Below are 15,616 nucleotides of genomic sequence, written 5' to 3' on the forward strand. Positions count from 1 at the left end.
ATTTATTGTTTATTATTAAAGTCGAGAAAATTTGTGATTCATGTTGTCCTATACGAGCCTGAAATTCCTGCCAATACAGGCAATATCATTCGTTTATGTGCTAATACGGGCGCACAGTTGCATTTAGTCAAACCCTTGGGTTTCGAGCTAGATGATAAAAAGCTCAAGCGTGCAGGATTGGACTATCATGAATGGGCGCGTATGCAGATTTGGGACAATATTGAACTATGTCTTGCAGACTTAAAAGCTAAAGGTGTTGAGCATGTTTTTCCGCTCACTACTAAAGGTTCTGCAACCCCGCATACAGTTGATTTAAATCGACCTGTGGCTTTATTGATGGGGCCGGAAACGCGTGGTTTGCCTGAGCATGTTCGCTTAATGTTTCCGCAAGAACAATGGATTCGATTGCCGATGGCTGAAAATTCAAGAAGTTTAAATTTGTCTAATGCAACAGCCGTCATTGTTTATGAAGCATGGCGTCAGCAAGGTTTCAAAAACTTAGGATAAATAACTAAGTTTTAAATAAAAATAAGGCCACTATTGTGGCCTTATTTGTTTTTGGATTCCTTATTTAGGGAAAACCACACCACTTGCTAAATCATAGTTAGTGGGTGAGTTGGTATAGATCGATCCAAGTCGAACAGCAAAGAACCATCCTAATTTACCTTGATCTTGAATTCGATTTTCAACGAGATATGGCTCATCTAATTCAGATACTGCATCTTCAATAAATACTTTATATTCAACAGGTCCTGTATTTTCACTGTCACGTTCAAATAGATAACCATCAACATTAAAGAAGCCAAGATTGTTATTTGCATCAACAAGTCTATAACCCTCTGCAGCCTGCTCTTTAAGAAGTTTTTCAAGTTTTATTGCATCATCTTTATTAAATGGAATATGTTGTGGAACTTCAAAATAACGATAAGCATAAGTACCGTTATGCGTACTACTATTTACACATGTTGGTACGTAGAATGTGCCATTTGTTGTACCGTTATTGGTAAATGTCGAGTTTGCGTAGAGTAATTTGCAACCTTGCGCACCCAATTCATTGAAAGCATTTATGATGCTAGTCCGAGAAGTATTTGTTAAGAATCGGTTAGAGTAAGTATAAGTTGCTGGTTTTTTATCATTTTTCACAAATAAATATTTGTCTGTGTTTGATGCCACTTCTCCAAATGAAAGTTTATATATATAGCCTAAGCTACCTTGTTTGTTTAACTCATTGACCCATAGTAAATAGCGGTTGGCTACTGAAGTGGTTTTTACATCAACCGTTTTATAGGTATATGTGTCCGTGGATTTATTGTTTTTTACATATAAATTTTTATACAGCGCAAAGCTACCGTCAGGGTTATCTAAACTGACTGATGGAGTAAGAAGGGCATAGCCTTGGCGTCCTTGGTCATTAAATTGATTTAATACATCTGCCCAAGATTCTTTATTATCTCCTAATCTATAACTTGCTGTTGCCAATACTTGGGTTGGCTTTTGCATACTTGCTGGTGGAGTTGTTTTTGTAAAGCATGTATTTATGAGATCAAAGTTTGCTTGCTGTAGATAATTATGTATTGCATTTGGCTGATCTGTAGGTACTAAACAGAATTGATTTGCGTTTTTAAAGCCTAGAATGGCTGGTTGTTTCTGAGTTAGTTTTCCTGCAACTACAAGTTGCCAATCTACCTTGTTATAACTTGAAGTTTGTACAGTTTGCGGTGCTCCAATATTTGAAACCAGACTAAAATCTTCAGCTTGGCGATAACTTGCCACAATGTTACCTGTACAGTTCGCTTCATTCTCATAACGTACAGTTTCACTCGTAAATCGAACACTATTATCAGAAACTTTAATAACATTCATTTTTAGAGCAGAGCCATTAATACACGCTCCTTTACCTGCTAGCCAACTTCCAACGAAGCGATCTGCTACCGTTGTTGGTGTTGGTGTTGGTGTTGGTGTCGGTGTCGGTGTCGGTGTTGGTGTCGGTGTCGGTGTTGGTGTTGGTGTCGGTGTCGGTGTTGGTGTCGGTGTCGGTGTTGGTGTTGGTGTCGGTGTCGGTGTCGAATCATTATCGTCAGATCCGCACCCACTTAATGCTATAAAAATCAAAGCAATGCTGCTTCCTTTTACTATGTTATTCATCACACAAGCCCTTTTTTTATAAAAATGTGAAAATTTAACATTTTTAAAATAGATCAATTATAATGCAGTTGTAAAGATCAAATTTGAAAAAAAGGTTCAACATGGCAGCTTATAATCAAATTGAAATATTCCAACAAAGCCAGAAATGGTTTGATCAGTTGCCATTTGAATGGAAAAAATGGCTTGAAGAAAATTTAGAAAAAGGATGTTCGATTGAGCAATTAATCGATGTTTTAAAAGAAAATGGATTTGGGTTAACGTTTCAAACGAGTGAGCCGAATTCTCTAAGCTTATCTGACCAAGACCAGGAATGGATCATTGAACAAGTTTTGAATGAGGTACCATCTGCGGAAATAGTGAAAAGATTAGTAGAGCAGGGGCTTCATCGGCAAAAAGTAGAAGAATATTTAGGTAATTTAGAAAATAATCAGTTATATAAAATTCTTAAGAAAAAGCACCACCAATTTAAGAAACGTGAGTGGTTAATAGAAACTTTAGACCAACTGGCCCAGCTAGATTCGAATTACTGTAAAGAAATACCTTCAATCCCTGCGCCGATCTTCTCAGATTTTATTAAAGATTATTACAGTCAACATCGTCCTGTGATTTTGAAAAAAGGGGTAGAGCACTGGCCTGCTTTACATAAGTGGACACCTGAATATTTTGCAACTCGATTTGGCCAGCATTTAGTTGAAGTTCAAATGAATAGAAATAAAGATGAGCAATTTGAAAGGCATTCTCCTTTGTTAAAGCAGACGATGAAAATGTCGGAATTCGTATCAAAAGTTATGTCTGTCGAAGCTAGCAACGATTTCTATATGACTGCAAATAATGCGACCAATAGTCATAAAATGCTTCAGGAGTTATTTTTAGATATAGGCGATTTTGCAGACGGGTACAGCAACTTGGCTTTAAAAGATGAGCGTAGTTTTTTATGGTTCGGACCGAAGGGAACCTTTACGCCCTTACATCACGATTTAACGAATAATATGTTAGTTCAAATTTATGGGCGCAAAAAAGTAACTTTGATTCCGGCTTTGCAAGTACCTCATCTATATAACGATCATTGGGTGTTTAGTGAGCTGAGTAATGCAAATGAAATTGATTTTAAAAAATATCCTTTAGCAAAATCGATTACCCCAGTGGAATGTATTTTGAATGCAGGGGAAGCTTTGTTTATCCCTATTGGTTGGTGGCATAGTGTAGAAAGTCTGGATGTTTCAATGAGTATTTCTTTTACCAATTTTAATGCGCCAAATCATTTTGTTCATCGGTTTCCAAAGGGGGCCTAAGAATGAAAATTGCATCTTAAACCGTTCAGTGTGACAATTGCTCAGCTCATACTGTTTTTCAAAGATGAAGGAAAATTGATAACCTATGTCGACACTCCAAACGAATAATGCAGAACTTAACCAAAAGCAGGTATTGCAGTTAATGGAATATCTGACGCAATGGTTAATTCGTTCGGGAGTTGGATATAACGACTTTGTTACTGCTTTAAAACCCGTTTTCTATCAGCAGTCTTTAGCTGAGCTAGAACGTATAGATCAAAAAACTACTGATTCGGCAGTTAGTCTACTTTCTGGTTTACATCGTAAGGATGTTAATGCTTTTAAAAAAGCGACACAGGCTGGGCAGCCTTTAACTGAAGCAAAAGTAGCAGAGCCAGTGAGTGTTCCTGCTCGGGTGATTGGTTTATGGCTTGCAGAGGGCTTAGCAGAAAAAATTCCTTTTATTAGCCAAGATCAGATTAGCTTTGAAAGTTTGGTAAAGAAAGTTTCAACCGAAAAACATCCAAGATCTATTTTGAATGAACTTGAGCGTTTAAATATAGTGAAAGAAGAAGAAGGCCTTGTGGTGTTGCAGCAGCGTAGTTTTATGCCTGATGTAGAGCAATTCGAGGTTCGAAAATTATTAACGAATAACTTAGAGGCACATTTAGCTGCCGGGGTTCATAATTTATTTCAGCCAGAAAAAGAACCCTATTTAGAACAAGCAATTTTTGCTGATGAACTAACAGATGAATCGATCACTTTACTCAAAGAAGCAAGTTTACGCTTATGGGAAGATCTATCACTACAAGTACTCAAGTTAGCCATTGAACGTTGTGCACTCGATGAAGGAAAAGAGGGTGCAACCAAAACTTTCCGTTTCGGAGCTTATCAATATGACCAAAACAACTTATAAAAAATTAATAATATCCATGAGCTTCATTATGATAGGCAGCCTTTTGACTGCTTGCGGAGAGGATTTATTCGCAGGTGGTGCCAGTTTGGGTGGGTCAGGATATCCAACTAAACCCGGTAAACCAGGTGATTATGAAACCCCGGCTGATGGAGATAAAGGTGACTCAAAAGATAATGAAATTTGGTTACCTGCACCAAGTGAAGATGACTGTAATGGCTTGCATCGTAAATTAGAATTTCTTAATAATGTAACAAGAGAACCAATTGAAAAAGAAACGGTTTTTAAATACGCGCAGCAATTAACTTTGAACGGTACTCTTGCTTTACAGATTACTCAAACGAATATGGGCCCAGAAAAAATACAAGAACGACAACCCGCTTGTCATGTACCTTTAGAACTCTATTTACTTGGAAATACCAAACGTTCTTATCCGGAAAATGATTGTAAAGAGACTCAAATATATGAGTATCAACCTGCTGAAACAAAAACTTTTATTGTCAATTATCCCGCATTTGAAGTCATGAATGGTACTTGGAAATATGGTCTGGAAAGTACCTATTTGAAAAATAATCAGGAGTTAAAACAATGCGAACCTTTAACGATTCAATTTAAAATAAGTGCGCCACCTGATCCGATTAAAATCAATTAAGTTGAGTCACCTTTAAGATAAGAACAAAGCCTAATCGATAAAGTTCAATAAAATTTTAAAGAAAGTTTGAGTTAAGCTTGCTCTAGCACTTTTTCATCATAAGTTATTTGGGCTGCTAAAACCTGCTCAATATTGGTTTCGGCCCATTCCTTTAATTGGAACGCCATTGAAGCTACATTTTGCCCTAAAGAAGTCAGTGAGTAATCAACGCGAATTGGGGATGTATTCTGGATTTTACGCTCGATGAAACCGTCTCTTTCCAGCATTTTTAACTTCTGTGATAAGACCTTAGGGGAAATGCCTTGAATATTCTTTTTGAGCAGATTGAAGTGTTGAGTTTCTTCTTCAAGAACGTTTAAAATCAATAAAACCCATTTATCTGCAATTTTTTCAAAAAATAGACGGGCAGGGCAATGTTGTTGAAAAATATTATATTTTAGACATTCATTCATACCATTCACCTATAATTTTTTGAAAAATTACACTAGTTACCAACTAGTAACTAATTGACACCTAGTTTCTAAAATATATCATAAAGTGGAATTTAATAAAACAAAGGTTTGCTCCCATGTCTAACTCTAATATCGCGGTTGTATATTTCTCTGGTTACGGCCATACAAAAGTTGTTGCTGAAACGTTCGCAAACGAGATTAATGCTCAGCTCATTCAGATTGATCAGGAAGGAAATATTACTGATCAAGATTGGCAGACATTAAATGATGCGAAGGGGATTGTTTTTGGTGCGCCGACTTATATGGGTACAGCGCCATGGCAGTTTAAAAAGTTCGCTGATGCAACTTCAAAAGTATGGTTTACACGTGGCTGGCAAGATAAAGTATTTGCAGGTTTTACAAACAGCGCGAGCTTAAATGGGGATAAACAAGTAACTCTTATCCAATTACAAACTTTAGCAGCACAGCATGGTGGGATTTGGGTGAGTCTTGGTTTATTACCAGCAAATACAAAAACTGCAACACGTGAAGATGTAAACAACTTAGGCGGTTCAGTAGGGCTTTTAGTTCAATCGCCTTCAGATGCAAGTGTAGAAGAAATTCCGACAGGTGATCTGGAAACAGCAAAAGTTTATGCTCAACGTGTACAAAGCATTGTGAATAAAATTTACGGTTAATTCGACCATAAAAAAGGCGCTTAAAGCGCCTTTTTTATTACTCATGCTCGTTATGTTGCGGAGCATTATATTTGAACCCTTTGGTTTTATAGGCAAGATAACCTACACCAATAACGGCCCAAGCTAAGCCAATTTGTAAGGCAAGCTTATCAATCTCTAACCACATCATAAATACACTGGCAAAACCAAGCGTTGGTATAACAATATAATTGATGATGTCTTTAAGCGTTTTATTCTTGCCATCTCTTAATGCATAGCGAGAAATCACAGAGAAGTTAACAAAACTAAAAGCAGTTAAGGCGCCAAAACTAATCAAGTTAACAATATGCTCAAGATCTAAAAAGCCAGCAGATAACGCAACTACACCAACAATAAGAATGTTGTAAGTTGGAGTATGCAATTTTGGACTGATATGACCAAATAATTTCTTGTTGATAACCCCATCGCGTCCCATCACATACATTAAACGTGATACACCTGCATGGGCAGAAATACCTGATGCCATCACAGCGACTACAGCAAAATATAAAACCAAAGTTTTAAACATCAGACTACCAATCGCAGCGACCATCACAGGCTGTGATTCATCTAGAGGATTAAAGTAAGTGTTTGGGTTACTTGGGAAATATAATTGGATGAAGTAAGTACTTACAATGAAAATAATACCTGCAAGTAATGCTGTAGAAAAAATAGCTTTTGGTAGCGTTTTTTCTGCATCTTTTGTTTCTTCAGCAAGAGAAGATAAAGCATCAAAACCGGTAAAAGAGAAGCAGAGTACGGTCGCGCCCGCAATTAAAGAACTGACAGACGTCATATCGTTCCAAAAAGGAGTTAATGACCACAATGCCACTTTATCTGGATTTAAAGTTCCATCTGCATATACACCTTGAGTAAGTAGAATGTATACCTGATAAACGAAATAAAAAATTACGCCTAGCTGAATAACAACGATCGTACTGTTAAAACGTGCGACAAATCGTGCACCAAATAAGTTAATAACAGTCATTAGGGTCGTTAAACCAATCACCCATAACCAGTTATTTACTTCTGGAAAAAGAGCTCTTAGGTAAATATCTGCCAAGATAATATTAACAAGCGGTGACAGTAGATAGTCTAACCAAGAAGACCAACCCACCATAAAGCCAACATTAGGATGAATTGATTTTTGAGCATACGTATAGGCCGACCCAGAAGAAGGGTAGCGCTTAATCATATGTCCATAACTGATCGATGTTAATAAGATTGCGACTAATGCAAAAATGTAGGAAGTTGGTACATGACCACCACTTCGTTCTGACACTAAACCAAAAGTATCAAATAACGTTAATGGCTGAATGTAAGCTAAACCAATAATAACAATATGCCAAAGTACAAGATTCTTTTGAAGCTTGCCTGTTGGTTTAGTCCCAGATAAATTTGTCAACGGCGTTATCCTCATAATCGTTGATCAAGGATCAGCTTGGTGTTAAGGATCGTTTGAGACGAACGATCCCCCCTACAGAAAAAGATAAAGTGCGCCAATCTATCCTAAATTGATATAAATTGTCAGTACTTTCATCTATTTTTTAGCAAATTTTTTGCCATATATTCCAAATAAAATAATGAATAAAAATTCTTATTCATAAAAAAGGTCTGATTTAATATATAAATCAGACCTTTATGATGCTTTTTGGAGTTTAACTTGTCGAATTACCAAGCTTTTTCTAAGATATCTCGGATATCTTTTAAGCTTGCTTCTTTCGGGTTATAAATAATTGAGCCATCATTTAGTGCTTTTTCTGCAACTTCATCAAGCTGTGCCTCAGTTACTTTACCTGTTTCACGTAAAGTGCGTGGTAACTTTGTTAAAGTAAATAGGCGATCACGCATTGCTAAGATAGTCGTAATTGCTCTATCTGCGCGCTGGCTTGCTGGAGTTTGTGCATAAATATCTGCACCAGCGAGTGGCAATAATAACTCGCCAATTTTCTGACCATTTACTTGTTTATTATATTCAAGCACATATGGTAAGAATAAATTCATGCATAAACCGTGAGGCAGGTGAGCAACAGCACCTAAAGCATGCCCTAGAGAGTGAACTAGGCCGACCATTGAGTTAGAAAATGCAATACCTGCCATTGTTGAAGCTTGAGCTAGCTCTAAACGGCCTTGAGCATCATTTGGGTTTTCTAAAACATTAAACAGATTTTCACTGATCTTTTTAATTCCAGCACTTGCATAAGCATCGCTCAATGGATTGGCAGCCATACATGTATATGCTTCAACACAATGCGTTAAAGCATCCATACCTGTCATTGCAGTTAAATGAGGAGGCAATGTAAGCGTCATGCGTGGATCTAAAATTGCAGCATGTGGCATTAAATAATAAGAAGCGAATGCTAACTTAACATTCTTTTGAGTATCTGAAACCACAGCGACCATCGTTACTTCTGAGCCAGTACCCGAAGTTGTTGGAATCACAAAAAATGGTTTTAATGGTTTCGGTAGGTTATGAGCACCTGCATATTGCAATAAGTCATTTCCACCTTCAGATACCAAAATGTTGGTTGCTTTAGATGTGTCTATAACTGAACCGCCACCTACAGCAATAATCGCGTCACATTTGTTTGTACGATAAGCTTCTGCTGCAAGACGAACGACTTCTAAACTCGAATCGGGTGGTACATCATCAAAAACATGGCCAATGACAGCATCAGTTGTACTAAATGCAGCTTCAATTGGATTTAATAGCCCATTTGCTCGAACACCCTTATCAGTAATGATAAGAGGGCGTTTTGCACCTAAAGTCGCAAGCTCAAAAGGAATATGTTCTAGCGCAGCATTACCAGCAATGACTTTTACAGGACAAAAAAATTCGTAATATGGTTTAGCCATGTTATGCGCTCCGCTTGAAATAGGACTTGGCTACTTTTAAGTAAATATTTGCAGCCTCGTTGAATTTTTCTTTTAGGGTAAGTTCGGTTGGGTATTCTTTGACTGCTAGGGAAGCAACCAATTTAGGTAAAATAAGAGATTCCATTTTATTTAGGCAGCGTACCAAGCGGATCGCAGCAGATACATCACCATCGGCAATCATTCGGTCATTGGCAAATGCCTGAGCAGTACTTTCTTGAAAAGAAAACACTAAAAAGGCATGAGTGACATGTTTGAATGTAATCGTTAAGTCTGGTTTTTTTTCAGCTCTTTCAAGTAGCTCTAACTGTTTGTCTTCTGTCACTCGAGCAAAAAATGCTGGTCCATTTGGGAAAACATTCATTGAAAGTACAAAGTGAACAGGAAATTTAGATACTTCCTCTTGTATTTCATTGTCCACTTGACTTGCCATGACTAAGCCACGACCAATAACATCCATCATGAGCTTAACGTAGGCAAGTTGCAGAGTCGGCTTTACCGCTTTTGTCGAAATCACTCGCGTATCCCTTGTTAAAATTATGCGAAAGCAAATTTAGAGTAATTACTCTAATCCATTTTTATTTCATCGCAAAGCGATTTATTCATATTTGACTTTAGGGTCATTAAAGTACCCAGTGCTATTAATATACTCAATAAAGTCCTGACAAAGTTGACCAAATGATGGATAAGGAGTCACTAAATCTTGTATACGTACCATTTCTAAGCCTGCATAGCCGCAAGGATTGATGGTCTGGAACCCAGTTAAGGCACAGTCCAGATTTAGTGCTAACCCATGGTAACTACGGCCACGACGAATTTTAAAACCTAAGGAACCAATCTTGCGGCCATCTACATATACTCCAGGTGCATCAGGCTTGGCATAAGCTTCAATTCCATACTTTTTCAAAACATCTATCATGAATTGTTCAGCAAAACTGACCAATGTACGTACGTTCCATTTTAGACGATTAAGATCAAACATGAAGTAAGCAACGAGTTGACCTGGACCATGCCAAGTCACTTGCCCGCCACGGTCAGTTTGTACTATAGGAATGTCTGATGAAATTAGGATATGTTCTGGTTTACCAGCTTGACCTTGAGTTAAGACATTATGATGTTGAAGTAACCATAACTCATCAGGCGTATCTTCATTACGTTCGTTTGTTAAGAGTTTCATGGTTTCAAATTTGCTTTGATAATCTTGTAAATCGTTCCATTGCCGAATAATCAAGTTGGGTTTATCAAGGCTCATCACAAAATATTCCTATAAGTTAGTTCATGCGGCGCCAGTTAATATCTGCAAGATAGAAGCCGAAAACCTTGTAATTTTAAAGGATTTTATAAGAGGAATTCTAAATATTTGTATGGTTTTTTCACGATAGATTGGTTTTAAAATTTCCAAAAAAATACCACAGTAAGAATGTCTGACTGTGGTATTGATTGAAGAACTTAAAATTAAAGCGCAGTTCTAATCTGCGGACAAGCAGCCAAGTCAGCATAAAGTGCATGAACTTGTTCTAATTCTTCAAAGCGCAATTGTGCTGTTAAAGAATGATACTTGCCGGTGCGAGATTCTTGAACTTTTAGTGTTGTATGGTCGAAGTCTGGAAAATGTTTTACCAAAATATCGAGTACAGCAACACGTAATTCTTCACCCGCATCGCCAATAAGTTTAATTGGATAATCCATCGGAAATACCCAAAGATGTTCTTGTAGTTCGCGAGATGGAGTGCGGTCTAACATAAGTTACCTCATGATTTGAAACGCCTGCATCATCGCAGGCGTTTATAGCTCTTTCTATTAAATGGGGCTTGGTTTTGAAATTTCAAGCTTTCAAAACTTAGTCATTTTCAAGGAAAGAACGCAAGTGTTCAGAACGAGAAGGGTGGCGCAATTTACGCAACGCTTTCGCTTCAATCTGACGAATACGTTCACGTGTTACGTCAAACTGCTTACCCACTTCTTCTAGTGTATGATCGGTTGGCATATCAATACCAAAACGCATTTTCAAGACTTTTGCTTCACGTTCAGTTAAGTTTTCAAGTACTTCGCGTGTTGCTTCTTTTAAGCCTTCTGAAGTCGCAGCATCAATTGGAGAAGTGATGTTTTGGTCTTCAATGAAATCACCAAGATGCGAATCTTCATCATCACCAATTGGAGTTTCCATTGAAATTGGTTCTTTGGCAATTTTAAGTACCTTACGAACCTTAACTTCGTCCATTTCTAAACGTTCACCTAATTCTTCAGGTGTCGGTTCACGGCCCATTTCTTGTAACAATTGACGAGATACACGGTTGATCTTGTTAATCGTTTCAATCATATGCACAGGAATACGGATTGTACGAGCCTGATCGGCAATCGAACGGGTAATCGCCTGACGAATCCACCAAGTTGCATAAGTCGAGAATTTATAACCACGACGATATTCAAACTTGTCTACAGCTTTCATCAAACCAATGTTCCCTTCTTGAATCAAGTCAAGGAACTGTAAACCACGGTTGGTATATTTTTTCGCAATCGAAATTACCAAACGAAGGTTGGCTTCTACCATTTCTTTCTTAGCGCGGCGTGCTTTCGCTTCGCCAATTGCCATACGCTTAGAAATATCTTTAATTTCAGCAACGCTTAAATTAAGTTCTTTCTCAATATCTGCAATCTTTTGCTGGAATGCTAAAACATCTGGACGAACCTTTTCTAAATGCGCCTTGATCTCAGCAGGAGCTTTAGCAATCTGTTCATCTAACCAAGCTGGATTAGATTCTTGCTTAGGGAAAGATGTACGGAATTGAGTGCGATCCATACGGCCACGACGTACTGCATAACGCATAACTTCACGTTCGTTAGCGCGAATTTGCTCATGTGTACCACGAATCATTTCAGAGATGATGTCAAATAAACGTGGTGTAAATTTAAACATCATGAACACAGTAGCTAACGCTTCTAAAGCATCATCTGCTTCTGGGCTGTTACGGCCATGTTTCTCAATAATAGCTTTTGTTTTAGTCCATGCAGCTTCAAGTTCATTAAAACGAACTTTTGCAACTTCAGGGTCTGGACCAGACTCACCTTCAGAATCATCGTCGCTTTCTGACTCTTCATCTTCTTCATCATCGTCAAGCTTAACTTCTTTTGCTGGTGCAGCTGGCGCTTCTTCTTCCTCAAGTTCTGTTTCTTCTTCTAGAACTTCAGGAATATCTTCGTCAGTTTCTGGATCAAGATAGCCAGATAAAATATCGGCAAGGCGACGTTCGCCAGTCAAGAAATCATTATATTCTTTTAATACAACTTCAACAGCATTTGGCCAGTACGCAATTGAATTAAGGACATCACGAATCCCTTCTTCAATACGTTTTGCAATGCTGATTTCACCTTCACGGGTTAACAGTTCAACTGTACCCATTTCACGCATGTACATACGTACAGGGTCTGTCGTACGCCCAGGCTCATTTTCAACCGATGCAAGTACGGCAGCAGCTTCTTCTTCAGCAACTTCATCGGCTGTGTCAGTTGACTCACCGAACATGGTATCGTCAGATTCAGGTGCACGCTCGTGTACAGGAATACCAACGTCTTGAAGCATTTGAATAATGTCTTCAATCTGTTCGCTTTCAGTAATCGAGTCCGGCAGATGATCGTTAACCTCAGCGTAAGTTAAGTAACCTTGTTCTTTGCCTCGGCTAATCAGAGCCGCTACTTGAGAAGTAGGGGAATGCATATCGCTCATCTTTGCTTACTCTTCGTTGAATCTGTGGCAGTGAAAAACCGTGCATGATAGCACAATTTGCTTGAAATATTTTGGATTTGATCGGTAACCGTTAAATAAAAAATATCTTTGAATTCACGTCTGTTTTTTGGATATTGGGCTAAAATCATTTTTTTCAAGCTTAAATCATGGAAAAGATCATAGAATTTTTTCTTGATCAAAAAAATAGTTCAGTTTTATAAATACACAATTTTTTGGGTGAAAAAAAGTACAAATATGCAGTTTAATGAAAAAAATATAAATAAAACTTGACATGGTTCTGTAAGAGAGATAAATAGCGCCTAGACCCATTCACATTTTTTCATTAGAGGTAGTTTTAGTGTCTTCTACAGATTTTGAACTAGATGATAACTACGGTGATGATGATGATGTCGGTTTTGATGAGTCATCAGGCAAAATCACTGCAAAAGAATCATTAGAAAAACGTAGATTAATCGATGATCTATTAGCTCAACGCCGTTTAGAGCGTGAGTTGAAAGATTTTGATTATGATTTAGACGATGATGATCTTGATGATGAAGACTAATCAAATCTGAATAGGGCATCGTCAGCTTAAATGCTATGCTATCGTAGATTTCTTTTTTATAGTCAGGTAACACAATGAGTGCGTTAGATTTAGACCAATTAAGTGAATATCTAGATGGAGACCACAATGAGTATGGTTTAGATTTCGCTGCAACTCATGGCTTTCTGTGTGCAATTGCAGTAGGCCCTCAGTTTGACCGTTGGTTAGATGAGCTGTTTGATAATAACCATAAGAAGGTTCCTGCTGAAATTATTCAGCAAATCAAGGCGTGGTTGGAGTCAATTCGACAAGATTTAGCAAATGAAAATGGAATTGCATTTCCATTTGAGGTTGAAGAAGCTGATGTTGAATCTAGCTTAGGCGACTGGAGTGTGGGATTTGTTGATGCAATGTTCTTAAATGAAGATGCATGGTTTGCACCTGAATATGAAGAACAATTAATTGATTTAACTTTACCAATGATGGTATTTAGTGGAATTGATGAAGAAGATCCACAGATGGAATCTTTCCGTCGCAATGGACAGTTAATGGATGAACTGGCAGAAGAAATCCCAGATAATTTGAATGAATTATACTTGATGTATCATACGCCAAATTAAACTTTAAAAATTAAGTAAATAACGTCCTTTCTAGGGCGTTTTTTATTGTGAGGAATTTAATTATATAAAGATAAAAAAGGCACATAGAAATCTAAATGCCTTCTGAATACAAGTTATAGTGAATTATAAACGTTTGCGTTTTGCAGCCGCAATTTGTGACTGACGCATACGGAAACCAGCTTTCTGTTTTTCAGTTGTCTTGTCGATGCAATATACACAAGAAACCCCATGTTCATAGCTTGGTAAAGCAGACTCTTCTGGAGTCAAAGGCCAACCACAAGCATGACATTTAACATTTATACCTTCTTCGACACCATGAGTTACAGCAGTCCGGCCATCAAAAACAAAACATTCACCTTCCCATAAACTTTCATCGGCAGGGGTTTCTTCTAAATATTTAAGAATACCGCCTTTAAGGTGATAAACCTCTGTAAATCCTTCTTGAAGAAGTAGAGAGGTTGATTTTTCACAGCGAATACCACCTGTACAGAACATCGCAATTTTTTTATCTTTATGCTGTTCTAATTCTTTTTTAACGTATTCTGGAAATTCTCGGAATGTTTCAGTTTTAGGGTCAATAGCACCTTTGAAAGTACCTGCCTTATACTCATAATCATTACGCGTATCGATTAAAATTACATCATCACGTGCAATTAAATCATTCCATTCTTTTGGATCAAGGTAGTGGCCCACTAAGTCACGGGGTTTAACTTCGACACCTAAAGTCACAATTTCTTCTTTAAGTTTAATTTTCATTTTACGGAAAGGTTTGTCAGAGCTATGAGATTCCTTATATTCCATAGAGGCAAAACCTTCATTGAGTAAAAATTGATAGAGACTATCAATTGCTACACGGTCGCCGGCAACAGTACCATTAATTCCTTCACCTGCTACAATCAGAGTTCCGCAAAGGTTGATTGTTTTCACTAAGTCTAATAAACGTTGTTGAAGATCGGCAGGATCTTGAACTTCTTTAAATTGATATAGTGCTGCAACAACCCAACCCGCGGTCGCTTGCTGTTCTACAGGTGCAAGCTGTTCTACAGTAGCGTTCATGGAAAACTCCAAATGTATTAAGATAGAAATTTAAGGCGCATATTTTAGCGCGAAAAGTTGTAATAAGCGAGAAAACCATAAAAAGTATATGGTTTATTTAAGGAGTCGGTTTTGAGTAGTGATCATCGAATGCTCTCTCTCACCCCATGTGCAGGGCGTTGTTCAACAGTTTTTGGTGATCAGGTTTGCCGTGGTTGTCGTCGTTTTAACCATGAAGTGATTCAATGGAATACTTATACAGCAGAGCAACGTTTGGCTGTATGGAGGCGTTTAGATGATCAGTTGAATCAAATCCTAGTGCCCATGTTACCTCATGCGAACTTGCAGCATGTAGAGGGATTTATTTTAAGTAAACGTGTTCGGTTAATGGAAGGGGCGAGCAAAGGTCGTAAGCTCTATCACGCTTTAAAAATATGTGAAAAAAATAAGCATCTGGCAACAGAAAGTGGTTTAGGTATTTCAGATGCTCAAGTCAAAACAATATGGGTTGAATTCGAAAGGCGCGTTTTAGCTTTAGCTAAAGCGAGTTATGAGTTGGCTTGGTTGAGAGCTGATGGAATTAGTCATCATTTATTAAGTGTATTTGACGAAGAATAGGTTTGTAGATTGAATTGAAGATATCTCAATAAAAAAGCTGCCTGAAGGCAGCTTTTTTATCATTAATTTTCTT

At 37.7% G+C, this 15,616-nt stretch carries 17 protein-coding genes; 8 read left to right on the forward strand and 9 right to left on the reverse strand.

Annotated features, from left to right (window positions below; translation table 11 throughout):
- Positions 1-33: 33 nt before the first annotated feature.
- Positions 34-507 (forward strand): tRNA (cytidine(34)-2'-O)-methyltransferase, encoded by a 474-nt coding sequence (locus tag ACLBWE_RS14710; protein WP_002116042.1) that lies wholly within the window; start codon positions 34-36, stop codon positions 505-507.
- A gap of 60 nt (positions 508-567) precedes the next feature.
- On the opposite strand, the gene ACLBWE_RS14715 is transcribed toward ACLBWE_RS14710, so the two are convergent.
- Positions 568-2,145 (reverse strand): PT dipeptide repeat lipoprotein, encoded by a 1,578-nt coding sequence (locus tag ACLBWE_RS14715; RefSeq protein ID WP_447603743.1) that lies wholly within the window; start codon positions 2,143-2,145, stop codon positions 568-570.
- A gap of 101 nt (positions 2,146-2,246) precedes the next feature.
- Here ACLBWE_RS14715 and ACLBWE_RS14720 point away from each other — a divergent pair, with 101 nt between their 5' ends.
- From ACLBWE_RS14720 to ACLBWE_RS14730, 3 genes are all read left to right on the forward strand, one after another.
- Positions 2,247-3,437 carry a cupin-like domain-containing protein gene (locus tag ACLBWE_RS14720; RefSeq protein WP_447603745.1) on the forward strand — a complete coding sequence of 397 codons (1,191 nt, stop codon included), beginning with the start codon at positions 2,247-2,249 and terminating at the stop codon, positions 3,435-3,437.
- Between the two features lie 85 nt (positions 3,438-3,522).
- Positions 3,523-4,332, forward strand: a complete 810-nt coding sequence (locus ACLBWE_RS14725) for a DUF6502 family protein (RefSeq protein ID WP_005036472.1) — start codon at positions 3,523-3,525, stop codon at positions 4,330-4,332.
- A gap of 16 nt (positions 4,333-4,348) precedes the next feature.
- Positions 4,349-4,981: a hypothetical protein gene (locus tag ACLBWE_RS14730; RefSeq protein ID WP_081407726.1), complete on the forward strand. Its 633-nt coding sequence runs from the start codon at positions 4,349-4,351 to the stop codon at positions 4,979-4,981.
- 71 nt (positions 4,982-5,052) lie between these two features.
- Here the strand turns inward: ACLBWE_RS14730 and ACLBWE_RS14735 are convergent, their stop codons facing one another.
- A complete protein-coding gene (locus tag ACLBWE_RS14735) occupies positions 5,053-5,433 on the reverse strand; it encodes a winged helix-turn-helix transcriptional regulator (protein WP_005036475.1) in 381 nt (126 codons plus the stop codon).
- A 116-nt stretch (positions 5,434-5,549) separates the two neighbouring features.
- On the opposite strand from ACLBWE_RS14735, the gene ACLBWE_RS14740 reads away from it, so the two are divergent.
- A complete protein-coding gene (locus ACLBWE_RS14740) occupies positions 5,550-6,110 on the forward strand; it encodes a flavodoxin family protein (RefSeq protein ID WP_003655431.1) in 561 nt (186 codons plus the stop codon).
- A 37-nt stretch (positions 6,111-6,147) separates the two neighbouring features.
- Here ACLBWE_RS14740 and ACLBWE_RS14745 read toward each other — a convergent pair whose 3' ends face one another.
- The 6 genes from ACLBWE_RS14745 to rpoD form a co-directional block, all read right to left on the reverse strand.
- Positions 6,148-7,533 (reverse strand): APC family permease, encoded by a 1,386-nt coding sequence (locus ACLBWE_RS14745; RefSeq protein ID WP_447603748.1) that lies wholly within the window; start codon positions 7,531-7,533, stop codon positions 6,148-6,150.
- 266 nt (positions 7,534-7,799) lie between these two features.
- Positions 7,800-8,984 (reverse strand): iron-containing alcohol dehydrogenase, encoded by a 1,185-nt coding sequence (locus ACLBWE_RS14750; protein ID WP_003655435.1) that lies wholly within the window; start codon positions 8,982-8,984, stop codon positions 7,800-7,802.
- Position 8,985: 1 nt separating this feature from the next.
- Entirely contained in the window at positions 8,986-9,519 is a 534-nt protein-coding gene (locus ACLBWE_RS14755; RefSeq protein WP_003655436.1) for a hypothetical protein, read from the reverse strand.
- 81 nt (positions 9,520-9,600) lie between these two features.
- Complete coding sequence (gene lipB, locus ACLBWE_RS14760) at positions 9,601-10,254, reverse strand: lipoyl(octanoyl) transferase LipB (RefSeq protein ID WP_151743340.1); 654 nt, start codon at positions 10,252-10,254, stop codon at positions 9,601-9,603.
- 203 nt (positions 10,255-10,457) lie between these two features.
- Positions 10,458-10,745, reverse strand: coding sequence for a YbeD family protein (locus tag ACLBWE_RS14765; protein WP_045435226.1), 288 nt, complete (start codon positions 10,743-10,745; stop codon positions 10,458-10,460).
- 97 nt (positions 10,746-10,842) lie between these two features.
- Positions 10,843-12,726: an RNA polymerase sigma factor RpoD gene (gene rpoD / locus ACLBWE_RS14770; protein WP_005036489.1), complete on the reverse strand. Its 1,884-nt coding sequence runs from the start codon at positions 12,724-12,726 to the stop codon at positions 10,843-10,845.
- Positions 12,727-13,084: 358 nt separating this feature from the next.
- Between rpoD and ACLBWE_RS14775 the strand changes: the two genes are divergently transcribed.
- Both ACLBWE_RS14775 and ACLBWE_RS14780 read left to right on the forward strand, forming a co-directional pair.
- Positions 13,085-13,291 (forward strand): PA3496 family putative envelope integrity protein, encoded by a 207-nt coding sequence (locus tag ACLBWE_RS14775; protein WP_002116495.1) that lies wholly within the window; start codon positions 13,085-13,087, stop codon positions 13,289-13,291.
- 74 nt (positions 13,292-13,365) lie between these two features.
- The gene (locus ACLBWE_RS14780; RefSeq protein WP_003655445.1) at positions 13,366-13,890 is read left to right on the forward strand and encodes a YecA/YgfB family protein; all 525 of its coding nucleotides are present in this window, start codon (positions 13,366-13,368) and stop codon (positions 13,888-13,890) included.
- 123 nt (positions 13,891-14,013) lie between these two features.
- On the opposite strand, the gene trhO is transcribed toward ACLBWE_RS14780, so the two are convergent.
- Positions 14,014-14,946 (reverse strand): oxygen-dependent tRNA uridine(34) hydroxylase TrhO, encoded by a 933-nt coding sequence (gene trhO, locus ACLBWE_RS14785; protein WP_348950104.1) that lies wholly within the window; start codon positions 14,944-14,946, stop codon positions 14,014-14,016.
- 111 nt (positions 14,947-15,057) lie between these two features.
- On the opposite strand from trhO, the gene ACLBWE_RS14790 reads away from it, so the two are divergent.
- On the forward strand, positions 15,058-15,543 hold the full coding sequence (locus tag ACLBWE_RS14790; RefSeq protein WP_005036497.1) for a DUF1289 domain-containing protein: 486 nt from the start codon (positions 15,058-15,060) through the stop codon (positions 15,541-15,543).
- Positions 15,544-15,616 lie beyond the last annotated feature (73 nt).

Source organism: Acinetobacter sp. M5A5_2a (assembly GCF_053345265.1).